This window comes from Actinobaculum sp. 352 (genome assembly GCF_003957265.1).
Lineage (GTDB): Bacteria > Actinomycetota > Actinomycetes > Actinomycetales > Actinomycetaceae > Asp313.
The window spans coordinates 267025-280883 of record NZ_RQSN01000002.1; the positions used below are offsets into that span (position 1 = coordinate 267025).

The window sequence follows — 13859 nt, forward strand, 5'->3', positions numbered from 1 at the left end:
CGCATGATGACAAAACTCACGCCAAATGAGTCACTCAATGACATGCCTCACTTCTGTTGGGGGCCGCGTTGTTGGCATGATCCATACAACCGACGCTGCGGGTCAGCACAACGGATACTGCGGTCGCTTCGCGTCGAGAGCGGACCATGCCGACCTCTTCAAACCCCGACCAGCCGCTTCTGCTTACAATGTTGCAAACGAAAGGATCTTGATGATTACCGTAGAGACCCTGACCAAGCAATACGGAAAAACCCTCGCCGTCGATCAGCTGAGCTTCCGCCTTGCGCCAGGAAAAGTGACAGGCTTCCTCGGCCCGAACGGTTCCGGAAAGTCCACAACCATGCGCTGCATTGTGGGCCTCGACAGACCCACTGCGGGCCGTTGCACTATCGGCGGAGTGGAGTACCGGAACCTGCGCTCCCCCATCACCACCGTGGGCGCGCTTCTGGACACCAATGCCTTCCACCCCAATAGGACCGCCCGTCAACACCTTCGTATCGTCGCGGCAACGCACGGCATTCCCCGGCAACGCGCCGACGACGTACTGGAGCTGACCGGTATCGCGCAGGTCGCCGATAAACGCCTCAAAGGCTTCTCACTCGGCATGGGGCAGCGTCTGGGAATCGCCACCGCGCTGCTCGGAGATCCCGAAGTGTTGCTATTCGACGAGCCGGTTAACGGCCTCGATCCCGACGGCGTGCGCTGGGTGCGTTCATTGATGCGTCAGCTCGCTGGTGAAGGTCGGACCGTTTTCGTTTCTTCACACCTCATGAGCGAGATGGCGCAAACTGCCGACAATCTGGTGGTAATTGGCCGTGGGCGGCTCATTGCCGAGGGGCCGGTTGAACGATTCACGCAGAGCGACGCTCACACGCGGGTGCATGTGGCAGGCCCGGATATGAAGGGGCTTGAACGCGCTCTAACTCAAGGCGGAATCGCATTCGAAAGAACACCGGCGAGCGAAAGGCATCCGGGCGGCATGTTTGACGTCGTCGGAGGTAATCGCGCACAGATCGGGCACCTTGCCCATGAGGCCGGTTTAGAGCTTCACGAACTTTCCGAGACGCATTCGTCGCTGGAAGACGTTTTCATGGAGATGACTCGCGACCAGGTCGTCTACGGTTCCGGCGGCACCGGTAGGGCTCCACATGTAGCGGATATCCCGCTACCACCACCCGCCCCAGGCCACGCAATGCCCGCCCCAGGCCACGCAATGCCCGCCCCGCGGCACATCAATGATCAGCAGGAGGGACTCCGATGACCGCCACCTATCGAACTGCATCCGTCGGACGACCTCGCCTTGTCGATCCGGAACGCTACCATGTTTCATTCTGGGGCTCCCTGCGTGCAGAAATACGCAAGATGACCACACTTCGGTCATTCTGGATCACGGCGATTGTCACGGTTAGCTTGTACACGCTCATTATCTTGGGCATAGCGAAAGCCTTCGACGAATTCGGCGACGGACCGCGCCAAATCCCCGCCGGTGTAATCTCCTACGGCGTCTCCTTCATAGGCATGTTGGTGGTTGTCATCGGGATCTTGCCGGTCACCAATGAGTACTCTGCAAACACGATGCGCACCACTGCCCTCGCAAGCCCGAAACGCCCCAGTGCTTTCCTTGCAAAGATGACTGCAGTCTTCGTTGCTTGCGGCGTGGTGAATCTTGTTTTAGTCACGCTGGCATTTCTCGCTCTACGCTTCGGCTCAGGGACACCCGTCCTACTGGAGAACGGCAACGGCCGCTCCCTGGTGATGTTCTGGCTCGCATTGACCCTCACCGCGTTGATGTCTGCAGGATTCGGTTACGTTGTCCGCTCGACCGCGGGCGGGATGACCGCAGCTTTCGTATTCCTCTATGTGACCAATGGCTTCAGCCTGGTGCCGAGTGCCTGGGTGCGCGACACGCTTTCCGACTACCTGCCCACCAACGTCATGCAAGCCATGGCACAGGCGGATCGAACGGGCGGCCTCGTCGAGTCCGGAGATCTGAGTTGGAGCGCGGCTCTGGCCGTCTGGGTGATCTATACCGTCGTTGTTACGGCGCTCGGCTTCGTCCGGTACAACCGCTCCGATATCTAAAAGCCGCGGGTCAAGGACCCCGAAGCCTCACACCAAAGAAGCTGGCCCAATGGCAAACTGACCGAGTCGCGTCCAAACGAGCCGAGACCGCACTTCATCTGCTCTCAAAAACGGCGAAGCCATGCGAATCTCACATTCACGCAGCACAAGACCCACGCCGTTTGGACGCGATTCGGCCACGTAGAAGGCATCCGCGACGCCACACAGGACCGAAAAGGACGCCGTTTGGACATGATTCGGCCGCAACGAAGCATGCCCATGAACACCGCGCACGCCCGCCGCACCGCATACCCGCATCGCTCGCCACAGTGCGCACCTGCCTCGCCTCACCATGGCCTTGTGCACTCATGACGCCGGTCACCTCACACCCATCGCACTGGACAAACCTCTCCCGCCACCCTATTGTGTTACTGTACTAATACAGTGATGCAGAGAGGAGGAGGATATGCACCTTGATGATGCTCGCCCCATTTGGGTCCAACTGGCGGAAGATTTCCGCATGCGCATCACCTCCGGACGCTGGGCGGCTGGAACGAAGATCCCCAGCGTGCGCGAACTCGCTATGGAAGCAGGGGCGAACCCGAACACCATCCAGCGTGCCCTGGGGGAACTCGACCGCGAAGGCCTCACGGCCACCGAACGGACATCCGGCCGATTCGTCACCTCGGATGCCGCCACCATCGAGACCGCCCGATACACCCTGGCACGGACCGCTGCGGACGTTTATATCGGCGCAGTCATCGCCGTCGGTCTTGGCCTCGAGGACGCCACCAACACTCTTCAAGAGCAGTGGCACGCGCGCGACGTCGCCCAAGACCGTGCCGATTCAGCACCTGGCCGAGCTCGCTCGTCGGAAGCACCTGGCCCGGCCCGTTCATCGGAAGTGGCCAGAGCAAACGCAACTGCTGCCGCGCCCGAAACCGGTACCCAGTCCGCAAGCCGTATCCAGTCCGCAACCGGCACCCAGTCCGCAAGCGACGCCGCACAAGCCACGGTCGATTCCATCGCACCAGACACTTCTGATCGCAAGACGCGCTCACAACAGAAAGGAGACGTATAATGGGCACAATCCCAACTGGAACACCGCTCATCCACGTCGCAAACCTGACAAAGGACTACCGTTCCACCCGCGCTCTCAATGACATCTCACTGTCACTGCCGGCCGGCCACATTGTGGGCCTCATGGGAGAAAACGGCTCCGGCAAAACCACCCTGCTGAAGATCCTGGCCGGCCTACTCTCCGATTGGGAGGGAGATGTCACGATCGCCGGGAACCGGCCCGGGCCGGAAACCAAGGCTACCGTCTCCTTCCTACCGGACACCAGCTTCCTGCCCTCCCGACTCACGTGTGCCGATGCCATTGCGCTTTACGCACGGTTCTTTGCAGACTTCGACGCGGCCAAGGCGTATGAGCTCGTCACCTACTTTGGACTCCCACAACAAGGCAGACTCAAAGAAATGTCCAGGGGTATGCGCGAAAAACTGCAGGTCGCACTCACCATGGCACGCCGTGCCCGCGTCTACCTGCTCGACGAACCCATTTCCGGCGTCGACCCAGCCGCCCGCGAAACCATCCTCGGAGGCATTCTGAACGACTTCAATCCCGAAGCCCTCATGATCATCTCCACCCATTTGATCGCCGACGTCGAAACCATCGTCGATTCTGTGGTCTTCCTTCGTGCCGGTCGCATCCTCTTAACCGGCGACGCCGACGATTTGCGCGCCCAAAACAATCTCAGCCTCGATGGCCTCTTCCGGAAGGAGTACCGCTAATGCTCACCACTCTTCTCAGCCAGGAATTGCGGACCAATTGGCGCCGTATCCTTGCCATTGTCGTCGTCATGTCAGTCGTTGGACTGTCCGCAGCAGCTGCGAGTCTCGCGGACACGCCCATTGTCGAAACCGAGCTCATGGGGATAGCACTGGCGTCTTTCCTCTCCATTCCCGTTTTCATATTCCTTCTTCTCTTGATCGAGTACTGGCGGAGCCTGTATGGCAAGAGTGGCTACTTCACCTTCATGATCCCGGTACGCGGGCGGGCCATCTTCGCTGCCAAGCTCCTGTTCATGATCCTGACTACCGTCGTTGGCACGATCCTCGCCATCGCCGGATGCTTCCTAACGGCATGGATGAACAGCCAGAAAACCAGCTCGGTTAATGGTGAGCTCCTTAATCTTGTCCTTGATGCGCTTACAGTAGTAGGCCCGTGGTTGTGGGTGGTGATTCCCGCTGGCATCATCGCCGTCATCGCGTTGATTGTCGGCCTGGTGGCTAGCCTCAGCATCAGTTCCCAGTCGCGCTGGAATCATCTCGGCCTCGGAGCCCCTGTGATTGGCAGCGTTTTGTTCTTCTTCAGCGTCACAGTCACCGCTGGCTTCATGAGTTGGGTCGTGCCCTTGCGACTCCACTACGATCATGAGGCGTTGCTTCAGCGTTGGCAGCATCGCGGGTGGCTGTACCACGAGATAATGGGCGACCTGGAGTACGCCACCGCCCGCTCAAATTTCGGCCTTATTGACTTTGGGCCGATCCTCGCAGTGGTGATACTCGCAGGCCTTCTGGGCTGGTGGGCGGTTCGTAGCATTGAGGATCATACATCGGTGCGCTGAACACCAGGTTCCGGCCCGTGGCCAAGCCTTGCAGAGATCAGGCGCATGGCCAAGCCTCACAGAGATTGAGAATCATACATCGGCACGCGAGGCACCAGGAGTGGCCATCAAGCCGGCACCGAGGCAGTTCTTGTTGACCGCTAGCTCTGGCGGCTACCAACTGGTCGTACCGACGACGACTTGGCCGAGAACCGACGACCGTCTGACCGGTCCAAGCAACCATCGAGAAGGAACCATTGAGAAACAGCCAGTGAGAAGCAACCACTGATCGGCCACAGCGGCGAACCGCCGCCCCGAGTAATGGCAACTTCGGCGCCGACCGGGTGAGGACCCTGAGTTGTGTTCTGCACGCTCCCTCGCTCGGTCGGCACTCTCTGAGCACGCCGCCTCGCCGCGGCCGTAGAGCGTCTGACAGGTAGTGGCATCACGCCCCTCTCCCATCACGCCCGCCACCAACTACGATCACGCCCTATCCCGCGACCGCGCATCGGCGTCGACCGCGTCGCCTCGCGCATCCTCCGGCGACACCGTGGAGGAGAACATGCTGACCAGCGTATTCGGGGCTCATCCCTCACGCCCCGGCAACTCTACCGACACCAATCAGAGCACGGAAGGCCCTCCAGAGAGCCGAAGCCCATCGCTGCTTCCTACACCAACCCAAGCGAACGCACGAGATGCGGCATCGTCGTCGACGGGTGGGGCCCCTGGGTATTCACCTCTGGTTCTGCAACTCCCTTCAGCCTTGAACGTTCGCAAGCCGAACCAATCTCCTCCCAAGGGAAACTACCCGGCAAAGACTTCTGTTCTTTTGAGGTCAACCCGGTCAACTGCCTATATCTCTGCTGGGCTTCATTTTGGTCCTGAAAATTACCAACTTGCTCATAGTGGGCAATCAGCCACACCTCAAAGCACGGGAGCGAGACGACCCCGTAGAACATCGTCCCCTTTCCTCTCCGCTTCGCAGGCCTTGAACGCCGTAAGCACTCTGCGAGAAACTCACTCCTGTCCTCACCGTCGTGGTCCACCACGATCCACACCTCATCAAACGCCGAGGTGGCGTGTTGGTACTCTAACTTGCGCATCAACGTCATCGGGTCCCCGGGGATTGGCCTACCCAAAGTCACGGCCACATCATTCGGTGCCGTTCGGCGTTTCAATTCTTCCAAGTACAACCTCTCGGTCTTCTCGCCGTTAGTTACAAGGAGAACCGTTTTACGTACCTCTCTACGATTCGCACGCCTACCATTTCGGCGGGTGATGTCTTTCGACATACTCAGCCCTCACTATCGGCGTTGTCGGCAGCAACATGGGCTAGTAGCCGCGAAAGATCAACCCGCGGCATTGCCCCGAAACGTCCCGAGAGATACCGCTTTTGCTCGTTGTTTCCTTTCCGAGTGTCATACTCGTCCAGCGATACAATTTCACTGCACCCCGCAGCATCTTTCTCACAGAACCAGACCTCTGGCGGCTCCAACTGTCGCGTTGGAACGTTTCCCAGAAGTGCAGTGTCGTGGGTCGAAAAAACGAGTTGTGCGCCAGTCTTGTTAAAGTCAGGGTCCTTGAACATACTGACGAGCGTGGCCACGAGTGCTGGATGTAGGCTTGCATCCAGTTCATCGACGACGAGGACCTTTCCCTTTCGCAGAGTATCAACGGCCGGTCCTATGGTTGCGAGCCACGTGCGAGTTCCTTCGCTCTGCGCATTGAGGCTCAGCTCAAACTCCGTACCATCCGGACCGCTATGAACAAATACAAGCGCTCGCGCAACCGGACTCAACAAATCTTCCGGAAGCTCCACACCTTCCTCCTCCTGCGACGCCAGCGATTTGTACAACGACCGAATATGTTCAAGCACCTTGGGGGGTACGTCCTGCTCGCGCACTTCAATTCGTTTGATTCCAAGATCAGCCGCCTGCGCTAGAGCATTGACCATCGCCTGCCAATAGAGCGGATCTTCTAGGATCCTGGTCATCACCCAGTCGATCCGCTCACGTTGTGCGAACTCGCTATGCTCTACGATCGTCACCGAAACACCGACACGCAACCCTTTGGCAACGGGAGCAAGAGTTGTGTGGCCATAGCGGTATGCCGCGGCCAAGAACAAATCCTGGGAAGTTGTCACCTTGAGAACCTGCGCCGTCGGACCAATAAGCCCAGTCCCTGCCTTGACTTCAATCACACCACCCTCCGTCTGCGTCCGAGTGAAAAGATGACGCCGCACACCGCGCGGGTATGCATGGAGAGACTCAAAGGAAATTCCCCATGGATGTGCTTCAACCGTGTAGTGGTAGCGAACGCTATCGACCACGAAGTTGACGTCATACACAGTCGGAAGGCTGAGATTCTCATCCCGGGAGCGATCCGGGTTATGAAGCCGACTACTGAATCGCGCCGATTCAGTAACCGCAGCACACAGCCTGCTGAATGCGCGTAGAAAGGTAGATTTACCCGAAGCATTGGCACCATAGAGTGCTGCAGCACGGTACGTTACATCAATCCATGACTGGTCGGCCTTTGGAACCTGGGTACGAAGGCTAGGACGTACAAGATTAATCGACGCTTCATCAGCGAAGCACTGGTAGTTGGAGACGCTAAAGTCGAGCAACATACCTTGATCATATCGCAATCAGAGACCTTTTCGGAACTTTTTTCCGAAATCAGCACAAAATCAAACCTCTACGGCTGAATGTCTGACCCATGTTCAAATCTGGCGCAATCGTAGACCATGAGTTCGGGCGCGAACGCGGACCATCTGCTCCGCTCCTCATAGCGGCATCCTCGAGATCGTCCCTTCGCACTGCATCCCCATCTCACTTCACCCTGAATCCGCAGCCCAGTCCAGATAATCCTGGCGGTACTGCCGCCACCTTCGGTGCCACGTCGCCTCGTCATGTGCCGGGGATTCCGGGCGGTCAGTCAGAATCTGCTCTGTGATCCACCCAAAACGCGTGTGCGAGTACTGCCGCGCACATCGGCGTATCTCCTGCCAACCATCACTATCATCGAGAGAATCTCCTCGGTCTAGAACCGCTGCCCAACACCGTAGAAGCGGCATCGTCTCGTCTCCACAATCCACGGCCCCTTGCCCGTCTCTAGTCAGGCCGTCTGGGACGGGGCCATGAGGTTTGGACTCGTGGCACTCACGACATACGCCACGCATGTTGCTGCGGTCGATTGATCCGCCTCGAATATGATCCACCCCGGTTGCTAATTCCTTGTTACATATCACACATAGCCCGTCGTCGTCTGACAACACTTCCGCACGCAGGTCTGGAGCGAGCTTGGGCCGCGCGTAGGCCAGAAATGCAACTTTGTTGTCAAGAATGACCCGCGCAGTCATGGGGTCGGCGATGCGCCCATCGCGTATAGAACGGCGCATATATTGGATTCCTTCTGCTTGGAGCCTGCAGTGCGTCGAACAGAACGTCGCATGCTCTCGTCTGACCTTCTGCGGATCAAATGGAATCAAACAGTTCGCACACACACCCACATGCCACCGTTGATCATAAATCTCCACACGCGTCCCTAATAATCTGCAGAGCTCCTTGTATCCCGCGCGTGGAATGGCCCTGTGACATCCACGCGCCCTTAGCCTGCGGAGCTCCTTGCCAATAAGACCTCCATCAGACTGACCCTGAGAGTGCCCCCAGCGAGATTCGAACTCGCACTGTGCCGATTTTAAGTCGGCTGCCTCTGCCGGTTGGGCTATGGGGGCTGACCGATCCGTCGAGCGAAGCGGTACCTCCCACATTGTATGCGTTCGAGTAGGAAACATGCACTCCACCCATCGAGTCGAGCTCTACTGCAGGTAATGACCCCGAGTTCGCCTAGAGTTCGGAGAGGCACGGAACGCGCGGGGCTCCTATGAGCCGCCTATTCTCTGCACAATCGGCCTCACACGACCCTCCGCCCGAGAAATGGAGCGTGTTTCAAGAAACTTCGCGAAAAAACCTCCACTTCTTCCCAAACCCTCCACTTCTCAGAAGGCGACAGGACCCAGCACGACAGGCCCGCCCCCGCGCATGCGTCCTTACCAACCATCGGAGCCCATGCGTCCTTACCAACCATCGGAGCCCATGCGTCCTTACCAACCATCGGAACACTCCACCTGCCGGTACACTTGAAAGGTATGGTCTGATGCTGGAGTACATGTGAACCTTCCCAAGCACCGGACCGTTCATGGGCCTACAGAGGTCCGGTGGGCCAGAGTCCTGACCCGCAATCGTCCCGTCGGCGCGGAACTAGTGGTGATCGCCCGGCACCGCGACCGGTGCGGCAACCACGAGAAACCCGGCCCGCGCACAACCGCGGCCGCAACCGCAGGCCACGAGCACTGGCCATCTGCCCGGTGCCGAACCGAGGCCACAGCGCTGGCCACAACAGCTGGCAATCCAGCCAGCGTCCGATCCGGCACAACCACGCGACCGGCACAACAAGGAGTGTCATGCCAAAAAGACCAGGGATCATCGCCCGCTACCGCAACGCTCTGCATAACGAATCCTTCGCTGGAATCGTTCTGCTGATCGGGGCGCTGCTTGCCCTCATCTGGTCAAACTCGCCCATCCGCGAGTCCTACTTCACCATGGCAGAAACGGAAGTAGGATTGGAGGCCATCCATCTCTCCTTACCCATCGCTCACTGGGCATCCGATGGCCTGCTGGCGCTGTTCTTCTTCGTCGTCGGCTTGGAACTCAAGCAAGAATTCACTATCGGATCGCTGCATGACCCCCGCAAGGCCGCCGTTCCAATCATTGCCGCCATCTGCGGCATGGCCGGTCCAATCGGTCTGTACTGCCTAATTCAGATTATTACCGGCTCAGGCGTCTACGGCGGCTGGGCTATCCCAGTCGCCACCGATATCGCCTTCGCGCTGGCAGTTCTCTCCATTTTTGGGCGTGGTCTTCCCCCGGCTACCCGCACCTTCCTTATGACTCTCGCCGTCGCGGATGATCTCGGCGGAATCATTGTCATCGCCGTATTCTTCTCCTCCGGAATCTCCCTCCTGTGGCTCGCAATCTCCCTAGCCATCGTCGCGATCTTCGGCGTGCTCGTTCAAAAGCGCATCACGCACTGGTGGCTGCTATGGCCACTGGCGATCTTGGCTTGGTATGCCATGCACCGCGCGGGAGTTCATGCGACGATCGCCGGTGTCGCACTGGGCATGGTTGTGCCCACGCGGCAGATCGCCGGAGAGCGCCAACCGATGACGAAGCTCTTTGCCGACAAGCTTGACTTCTACAGCTCCGGTTTCGTTCTGCCCATCTTCTCCTTCTTTGCAGCAGGAGTGAACATCATCGATTCCGGCGGCATTGGCGGAATGATGACCGACCCGGTCGCCGCGGGCATCTACCTTGGTCTGCCTGTGGGGAAGTGCATCGGTATTTTCGGCGGTGTGTGGATTATGACGCGGCTGTTCAAACTCCGCCTTGGCAACGGTATTGACTTGGCGGATATTTTCCCCATCTCGTTTGTCGCCGGCATCGGGTTCACCGTATCGCTGCTGATCGCACAGCTTTCGTTCGGTGCCGAGGACCCACACGAGGCCCACGCACGGGTAGCTGTTATTGTCGGTTCCCTGCTAGCGATGGTACTCGGCGCTGTCACATTGCAGATCCGCAAGAACCAGCGGCTACGCGGCCCGGTTCGGCGGCGTCACGGCAAGTCAACCGGCGCCAGCGACCATGCGCCGGACGCGTTGGAACGCAAAGGCCGCAACCGCGAGCAGGCTCGCACGGACGAACGCGAGCCCTCAGCCCGTGCAAAGAACAACGACCGTAAGAGGCCAGGCTCTGGCACAGCCCGCTAAGCAATAGGCCACCTGTCGGACAGACAGATGTCCATCTGGTCGTCTCCGCATCCATGCGGCGCTAAACCGGTTCCGGCCTTTCCCGGCGACAGTTCTCACGCTACGTGCAGCAGTGTCCAGCGTGCCCAACCGCCACCGGCCGCGCCCGGCAGCCGTTCGTTCGGAGAATACCGCACCCGTCATCTGGAAAGCACAAGAGGCCGGACTCCAGCAACACGGACTCCAACAATACCCAGCGGCAGGTCGGCCTACCCGCAAACGACGGAGATCGAGCGGCCCGGCCGCAATCACCACTGCGGCGCTTGTACTTCCTCTGCCGCCCAGAGGGCGACGCCGTCGAGGATGTCATGCTCGGAGGTGACAACCGCCTCCAACGCATGCCCGCCCTCAGCCATACGTTGCGCGATGCGCTTGACGGTCTCTTCCCATACCAATGCCCCCGCCGCGATGACATCGACCCGGCCCGGGTGCATGAATCCCAACGCGGCGCGCGTGCTTCGCGGAGCAGCGAGGAACCACTCGCAGGTAGCGATCACCTCACTGGGCGTCAGCCTGCTCCCATGGATTCGGCTCGGGTCGTAGGCCTCCAATCCCAACGACTTCGCCGTCAAGGTGGTGACGGTTCCGGCCAGACCGACCAGGGCGTGGGAGGCTCCAAAGTCCACGACTCGTTCGGCAGCATCTAATGCAGCGTTTACATCTGCGCGTGCCGCAGCGATCTGCTCCGATGTTGGCGGATCGTCGTGCAAGTGGCGTTCATGCATCCGCACGCAGCCCACATCCATGGAGAACTCAGAGATAACTCCACCAACGAGCGAGCCGAGCACGATCTCCGTGGAGCCACCTCCCAGATCGACGGCTAGCAGCGGCGACGCCGCCAGCGCACCTGCCCCCGCCACATCTGACCTTGGCAGCGCAGCGGATGGTGGCATCGCCGACGACGTCGCGGCAGCGCCCGGCGCTGTTCCTTCTGACAACACTGATGTAGCGCCCGATGCCGCCCCATTCGAGAGCACCGATGCGGCGCCACGAAAACTGGCTCGCGCCTCCGCTTCACCGTTGAGTACCTGCGCCGGGACACCCATTCGCGCACGGACGCCGCTGAGAAACACGTCTCGGTTCCGTGCATCACGAGCGGCGGAAGTCGCCGCAAAACGAATGGATTCGACGCCGTGTTCCCGGCACAGTTGCGCGTACTCCTCCACCTGTGCGAAGGTCCGTTCGAGGGCATCCGCCGCGAACTCTCCCGCCTGATCGACGCCCTGCCCCAGCCGCACCACATCCATGCGCCGCACGACGTCATCCAGCGGCGCTCGTGCACCAGGAACGTCGGCGATCAGCAATCGGATGGAGTTTGTTCCGCAATCGATTCCTGCAACTCTCACGTCATCCATCCTGTCATATCGCTCCGACACGCCTCCGCTATCCTAGCGCCGCGCGGGCACTCCTCGGTCAAGCAAACGTGAACCATCGACCCAATATCCGACCATCGACCCGATAACCGGCCACCTACCCGATATCCGACCATCTACCCATTCTCGGCGGCTTCACCGTCTGGCTTCACCGCGGCGTCGGCCGTGGGTGCCGACTCTGCGGCAGCACTGGGCTCCCGCCCCGCAACACCTTCAGATTCAGAGCAGCGGCATACATTCGGATCCCAGCCCACAGCCTCCAGTGTTAAATCACCGACGAGGCACACTCCCGCCCTCACGGCAAGCGAGTATCCCGCCAGGGCGTGTAAGCACTTGACCCGGCGAGGCATTCCGCCGACACTGACGCCGACGATTTCCGGCACTTCTCCCAGAAGTGCGCGCCGTTGTAGATATGAATGATGCGCCAATTCATAGGCCGCAGCGAACTCAGTGTCACTCGCCAGGCGATCATTGAAGCGGACCATCTCTCCGGCAGCTTCCAGCCGCGACACTGACCGCACCACCCAGGGCAACGTCAGGTAAAACAACGTGGGGAAGGGAGTTCCGTCTGGCAGGCGCGGCAATGTCACGGTTACCGCAGGTGCACCGCATGCGCAACGCGCCCCCACTCCTACAAGCCCACGTGGAAGGCGGCCCAGTTGCTTGGCGATCAGGGCCTCGTCTCCGTCTCGTAAGGGAGTGGCATTCGCGGCCACGCGCCGAAGAAGATCCGCCGTCACGTGGTCATTCACCGTCACTTTCCTCCGCTCTCATCGCGTGCCTGCAACATTCGCCGCCCGCTGTTTCTCTGGTCATTGTTTCTCGGGTTATTGCTCTCTCGCCCCGGCGCCTCGCCGCTCTCACATGGTTCCTTTCCAGCTCACTCACCTCCATCCGCTTGGGCTCACTCGCCTCCATCCGCCGCGGAGCCATCGCTTGACTGCGTTGCAACAGTTTCCGACGGCGTAGATCCAGCCTCAGACTCAGTCGGTTCGACGGGTTCGATAAGCGGCGTGTTATTTGGATTGTCGACGTCGTCGCCGGAAACCTCACCCGCCATCGTCACCGAATCCCACAGCGTAACAAACCAGGGCGTCGCCGCCCGACGCTGCCGGTTGGCGGTCTCGACTCGCTCGTCGAGCCTCTCCCGTGCGGTCCCTTCGTTAGGATCGGTAACCACGTAGAGTGTTTGCCCTGGCATCACGTACCCCAGCCGCTCCCGCGCCTGTGCCCTCACATAGTCGTCATCCTGCCACAGCTGCAACTCGCGCTCGAGGTCTTCATTATGCTGCCGCACGGACTCCAGTTCGGCCTTCGCATCGCGCAGCTCAGCCTGACGCTCAAGATAGTTCGAGAGTGTTGGAGTCACGATGATCACCGCGAGTACCGCAAAGAACAGGACAACCGCTAACCGCAGGGAGATGCGGCGAGAGCCCCTCGCCCCGGAGACAACCACCGAACGCTTCATTCGAAAACGCTGCCGCGTATTCTCCGTGTTCTTCGGCCTTCCACCGGTTGCCCTCCGGGACGGCGTATCGCCACGGGACTGTTGCCCGTCACGCGCTTTGGAGTTACTTGCGGCATTTTGCGGCGACGACGGACGCCTTCCCCCCGCCCGTTCTGCACGCTGCTCGGGCCGCGTACCGCCACGAGCCCCCGCACCGCGGGGGCCTCGGCGTGAAGGGGAAGGGCGGCGCGTACTCATACGAACCATTCTATGTGGCGCCCGCGCCACGGCGGCATGACGAACACCCCGGTGTGCCTTCGCTCTCGGCCTCCTTCAATTCCTCGCCACTGCTACGCATGCCAATGGGTGCGAGTGGGAACGACCCGTGCCAGCCCAGTGCATATGAAGCAGTCGCTGCACATAGAACAGCCGCAACTCCGCTGCACATAGAACAGCAGCTGCACATAGAACGACTGGGTGACCCGGAGGCGGGCAACTGGAGA

The 13859-nt window shown here is 60.0% G+C and carries 12 protein-coding genes and 1 tRNA gene; 6 read left to right on the forward strand and 7 right to left on the reverse strand.

The genetic code is table 11. From position 1 onward, the window contains the following. Positions 1-211: 211 nt before the first annotated feature. The 5 genes from EKN07_RS03235 (at position 212) to EKN07_RS03255 (ending at position 4691) form a co-directional block, all read left to right on the forward strand. Complete coding sequence (locus EKN07_RS03235; protein WP_108716614.1) at positions 212-1261, forward strand: ABC transporter ATP-binding protein; 1050 nt, start codon at positions 212-214, stop codon at positions 1259-1261. Continuing rightward, positions 1258-2082: an ABC transporter permease subunit gene (locus EKN07_RS03240; RefSeq protein WP_108715073.1), complete on the forward strand. Its 825-nt coding sequence runs from the start codon at positions 1258-1260 to the stop codon at positions 2080-2082. Before EKN07_RS03235 ends, EKN07_RS03240 begins: the two co-directional genes overlap by 4 nt. Positions 2083-2527: 445 nt before the next feature. Further along, positions 2528-3142, forward strand: coding sequence for a GntR family transcriptional regulator (locus EKN07_RS13165; protein WP_108715071.1), 615 nt, complete (start codon positions 2528-2530; stop codon positions 3140-3142). Further along, complete coding sequence (locus EKN07_RS03250; protein ID WP_108715070.1) at positions 3142-3855, forward strand: ABC transporter ATP-binding protein; 714 nt, start codon at positions 3142-3144, stop codon at positions 3853-3855. Before EKN07_RS13165 ends, EKN07_RS03250 begins: the two co-directional genes overlap by 1 nt. Then, positions 3855-4691 carry a hypothetical protein gene (locus tag EKN07_RS03255; protein ID WP_108715069.1) on the forward strand — a complete coding sequence of 279 codons (837 nt, stop codon included), beginning with the start codon at positions 3855-3857 and terminating at the stop codon, positions 4689-4691. Before EKN07_RS03250 ends, EKN07_RS03255 begins: the two co-directional genes overlap by 1 nt. A 647-nt stretch (positions 4692-5338) precedes the next feature. Here the strand turns inward: EKN07_RS03255 and EKN07_RS03260 are convergent. The 4 genes from EKN07_RS03260 to EKN07_RS03275 all read right to left on the reverse strand — a co-directional run bounded on the left by EKN07_RS03260 (position 5339) and on the right by EKN07_RS03275 (position 8406). After that, complete coding sequence (locus EKN07_RS03260; protein ID WP_108715068.1) at positions 5339-5962, reverse strand: RloB family protein; 624 nt, start codon at positions 5960-5962, stop codon at positions 5339-5341. Between the two features lie 2 nt (positions 5963-5964). Beyond that, positions 5965-7299: an ATP-binding protein gene (locus EKN07_RS03265; RefSeq protein WP_108715067.1), complete on the reverse strand. Its 1335-nt coding sequence runs from the start codon at positions 7297-7299 to the stop codon at positions 5965-5967. A 207-nt stretch (positions 7300-7506) separates the two neighbouring features. Then, positions 7507-8070 (reverse strand): hypothetical protein, encoded by a 564-nt coding sequence (locus EKN07_RS03270; RefSeq protein WP_108715066.1) that lies wholly within the window; start codon positions 8068-8070, stop codon positions 7507-7509. A gap of 262 nt (positions 8071-8332) precedes the next feature. After that, a tRNA-Leu gene (locus tag EKN07_RS03275) sits at positions 8333-8406 on the reverse strand. 729 nt (positions 8407-9135) lie between these two features. Here EKN07_RS03275 and nhaA point away from each other — a divergent pair. After that, complete coding sequence (nhaA, locus tag EKN07_RS03280) at positions 9136-10497, forward strand: Na+/H+ antiporter NhaA (RefSeq protein WP_108715064.1); 1362 nt, start codon at positions 9136-9138, stop codon at positions 10495-10497. A gap of 287 nt (positions 10498-10784) precedes the next feature. Here nhaA and EKN07_RS03285 read toward each other — a convergent pair whose 3' ends face one another. The 3 genes from EKN07_RS03285 to EKN07_RS03295 all read right to left on the reverse strand — a co-directional run bounded on the left by EKN07_RS03285 (position 10785) and on the right by EKN07_RS03295 (position 13614). Further along, the gene (locus EKN07_RS03285; protein WP_108716613.1) at positions 10785-11882 is read right to left on the reverse strand and encodes an exopolyphosphatase; all 1098 of its coding nucleotides are present in this window, start codon (positions 11880-11882) and stop codon (positions 10785-10787) included. 143 nt (positions 11883-12025) lie between these two features. Further along, positions 12026-12625 (reverse strand): DUF501 domain-containing protein, encoded by a 600-nt coding sequence (locus EKN07_RS03290; protein WP_126145705.1) that lies wholly within the window; start codon positions 12623-12625, stop codon positions 12026-12028. A 188-nt stretch (positions 12626-12813) separates the two neighbouring features. Beyond that, positions 12814-13614: a septum formation initiator family protein gene (locus tag EKN07_RS03295; RefSeq protein WP_241228116.1), complete on the reverse strand. Its 801-nt coding sequence runs from the start codon at positions 13612-13614 to the stop codon at positions 12814-12816. Positions 13615-13859: the final 245 nt, after the last annotated feature.

Excerpts from the sequence above, each read along its gene's own strand:
- EKN07_RS03235 (WP_108716614.1), top strand. The coding sequence starts at position 212 with ATGATTACCGTAGAGACCCTGACCAAGCAATACGGAAAAACCCTCGCC.
- EKN07_RS03240 (WP_108715073.1), top strand. The coding sequence starts at position 1,258 with ATGACCGCCACCTATCGAACTGCATCCGTCGGACGACCTCGCCTTGTC.
- EKN07_RS13165 (WP_108715071.1), top strand. The coding sequence starts at position 2,528 with ATGCACCTTGATGATGCTCGCCCCATTTGGGTCCAACTGGCGGAAGAT.
- EKN07_RS03250 (WP_108715070.1), top strand. The coding sequence starts at position 3,142 with ATGGGCACAATCCCAACTGGAACACCGCTCATCCACGTCGCAAACCTG.
- EKN07_RS03255 (WP_108715069.1), top strand. The coding sequence starts at position 3,855 with ATGCTCACCACTCTTCTCAGCCAGGAATTGCGGACCAATTGGCGCCGT.
- EKN07_RS03260 (WP_108715068.1), bottom strand. The coding sequence starts at position 5,962 with ATGTCGAAAGACATCACCCGCCGAAATGGTAGGCGTGCGAATCGTAGA.
- EKN07_RS03265 (WP_108715067.1), bottom strand. The coding sequence starts at position 7,299 with ATGTTGCTCGACTTTAGCGTCTCCAACTACCAGTGCTTCGCTGATGAA.
- EKN07_RS03270 (WP_108715066.1), bottom strand. The coding sequence starts at position 8,070 with ATGCGCCGTTCTATACGCGATGGGCGCATCGCCGACCCCATGACTGCG.
- nhaA (WP_108715064.1), top strand. The coding sequence starts at position 9,136 with ATGCCAAAAAGACCAGGGATCATCGCCCGCTACCGCAACGCTCTGCAT.
- EKN07_RS03295 (WP_241228116.1), bottom strand. The coding sequence starts at position 13,614 with ATGAGTACGCGCCGCCCTTCCCCTTCACGCCGAGGCCCCCGCGGTGCG.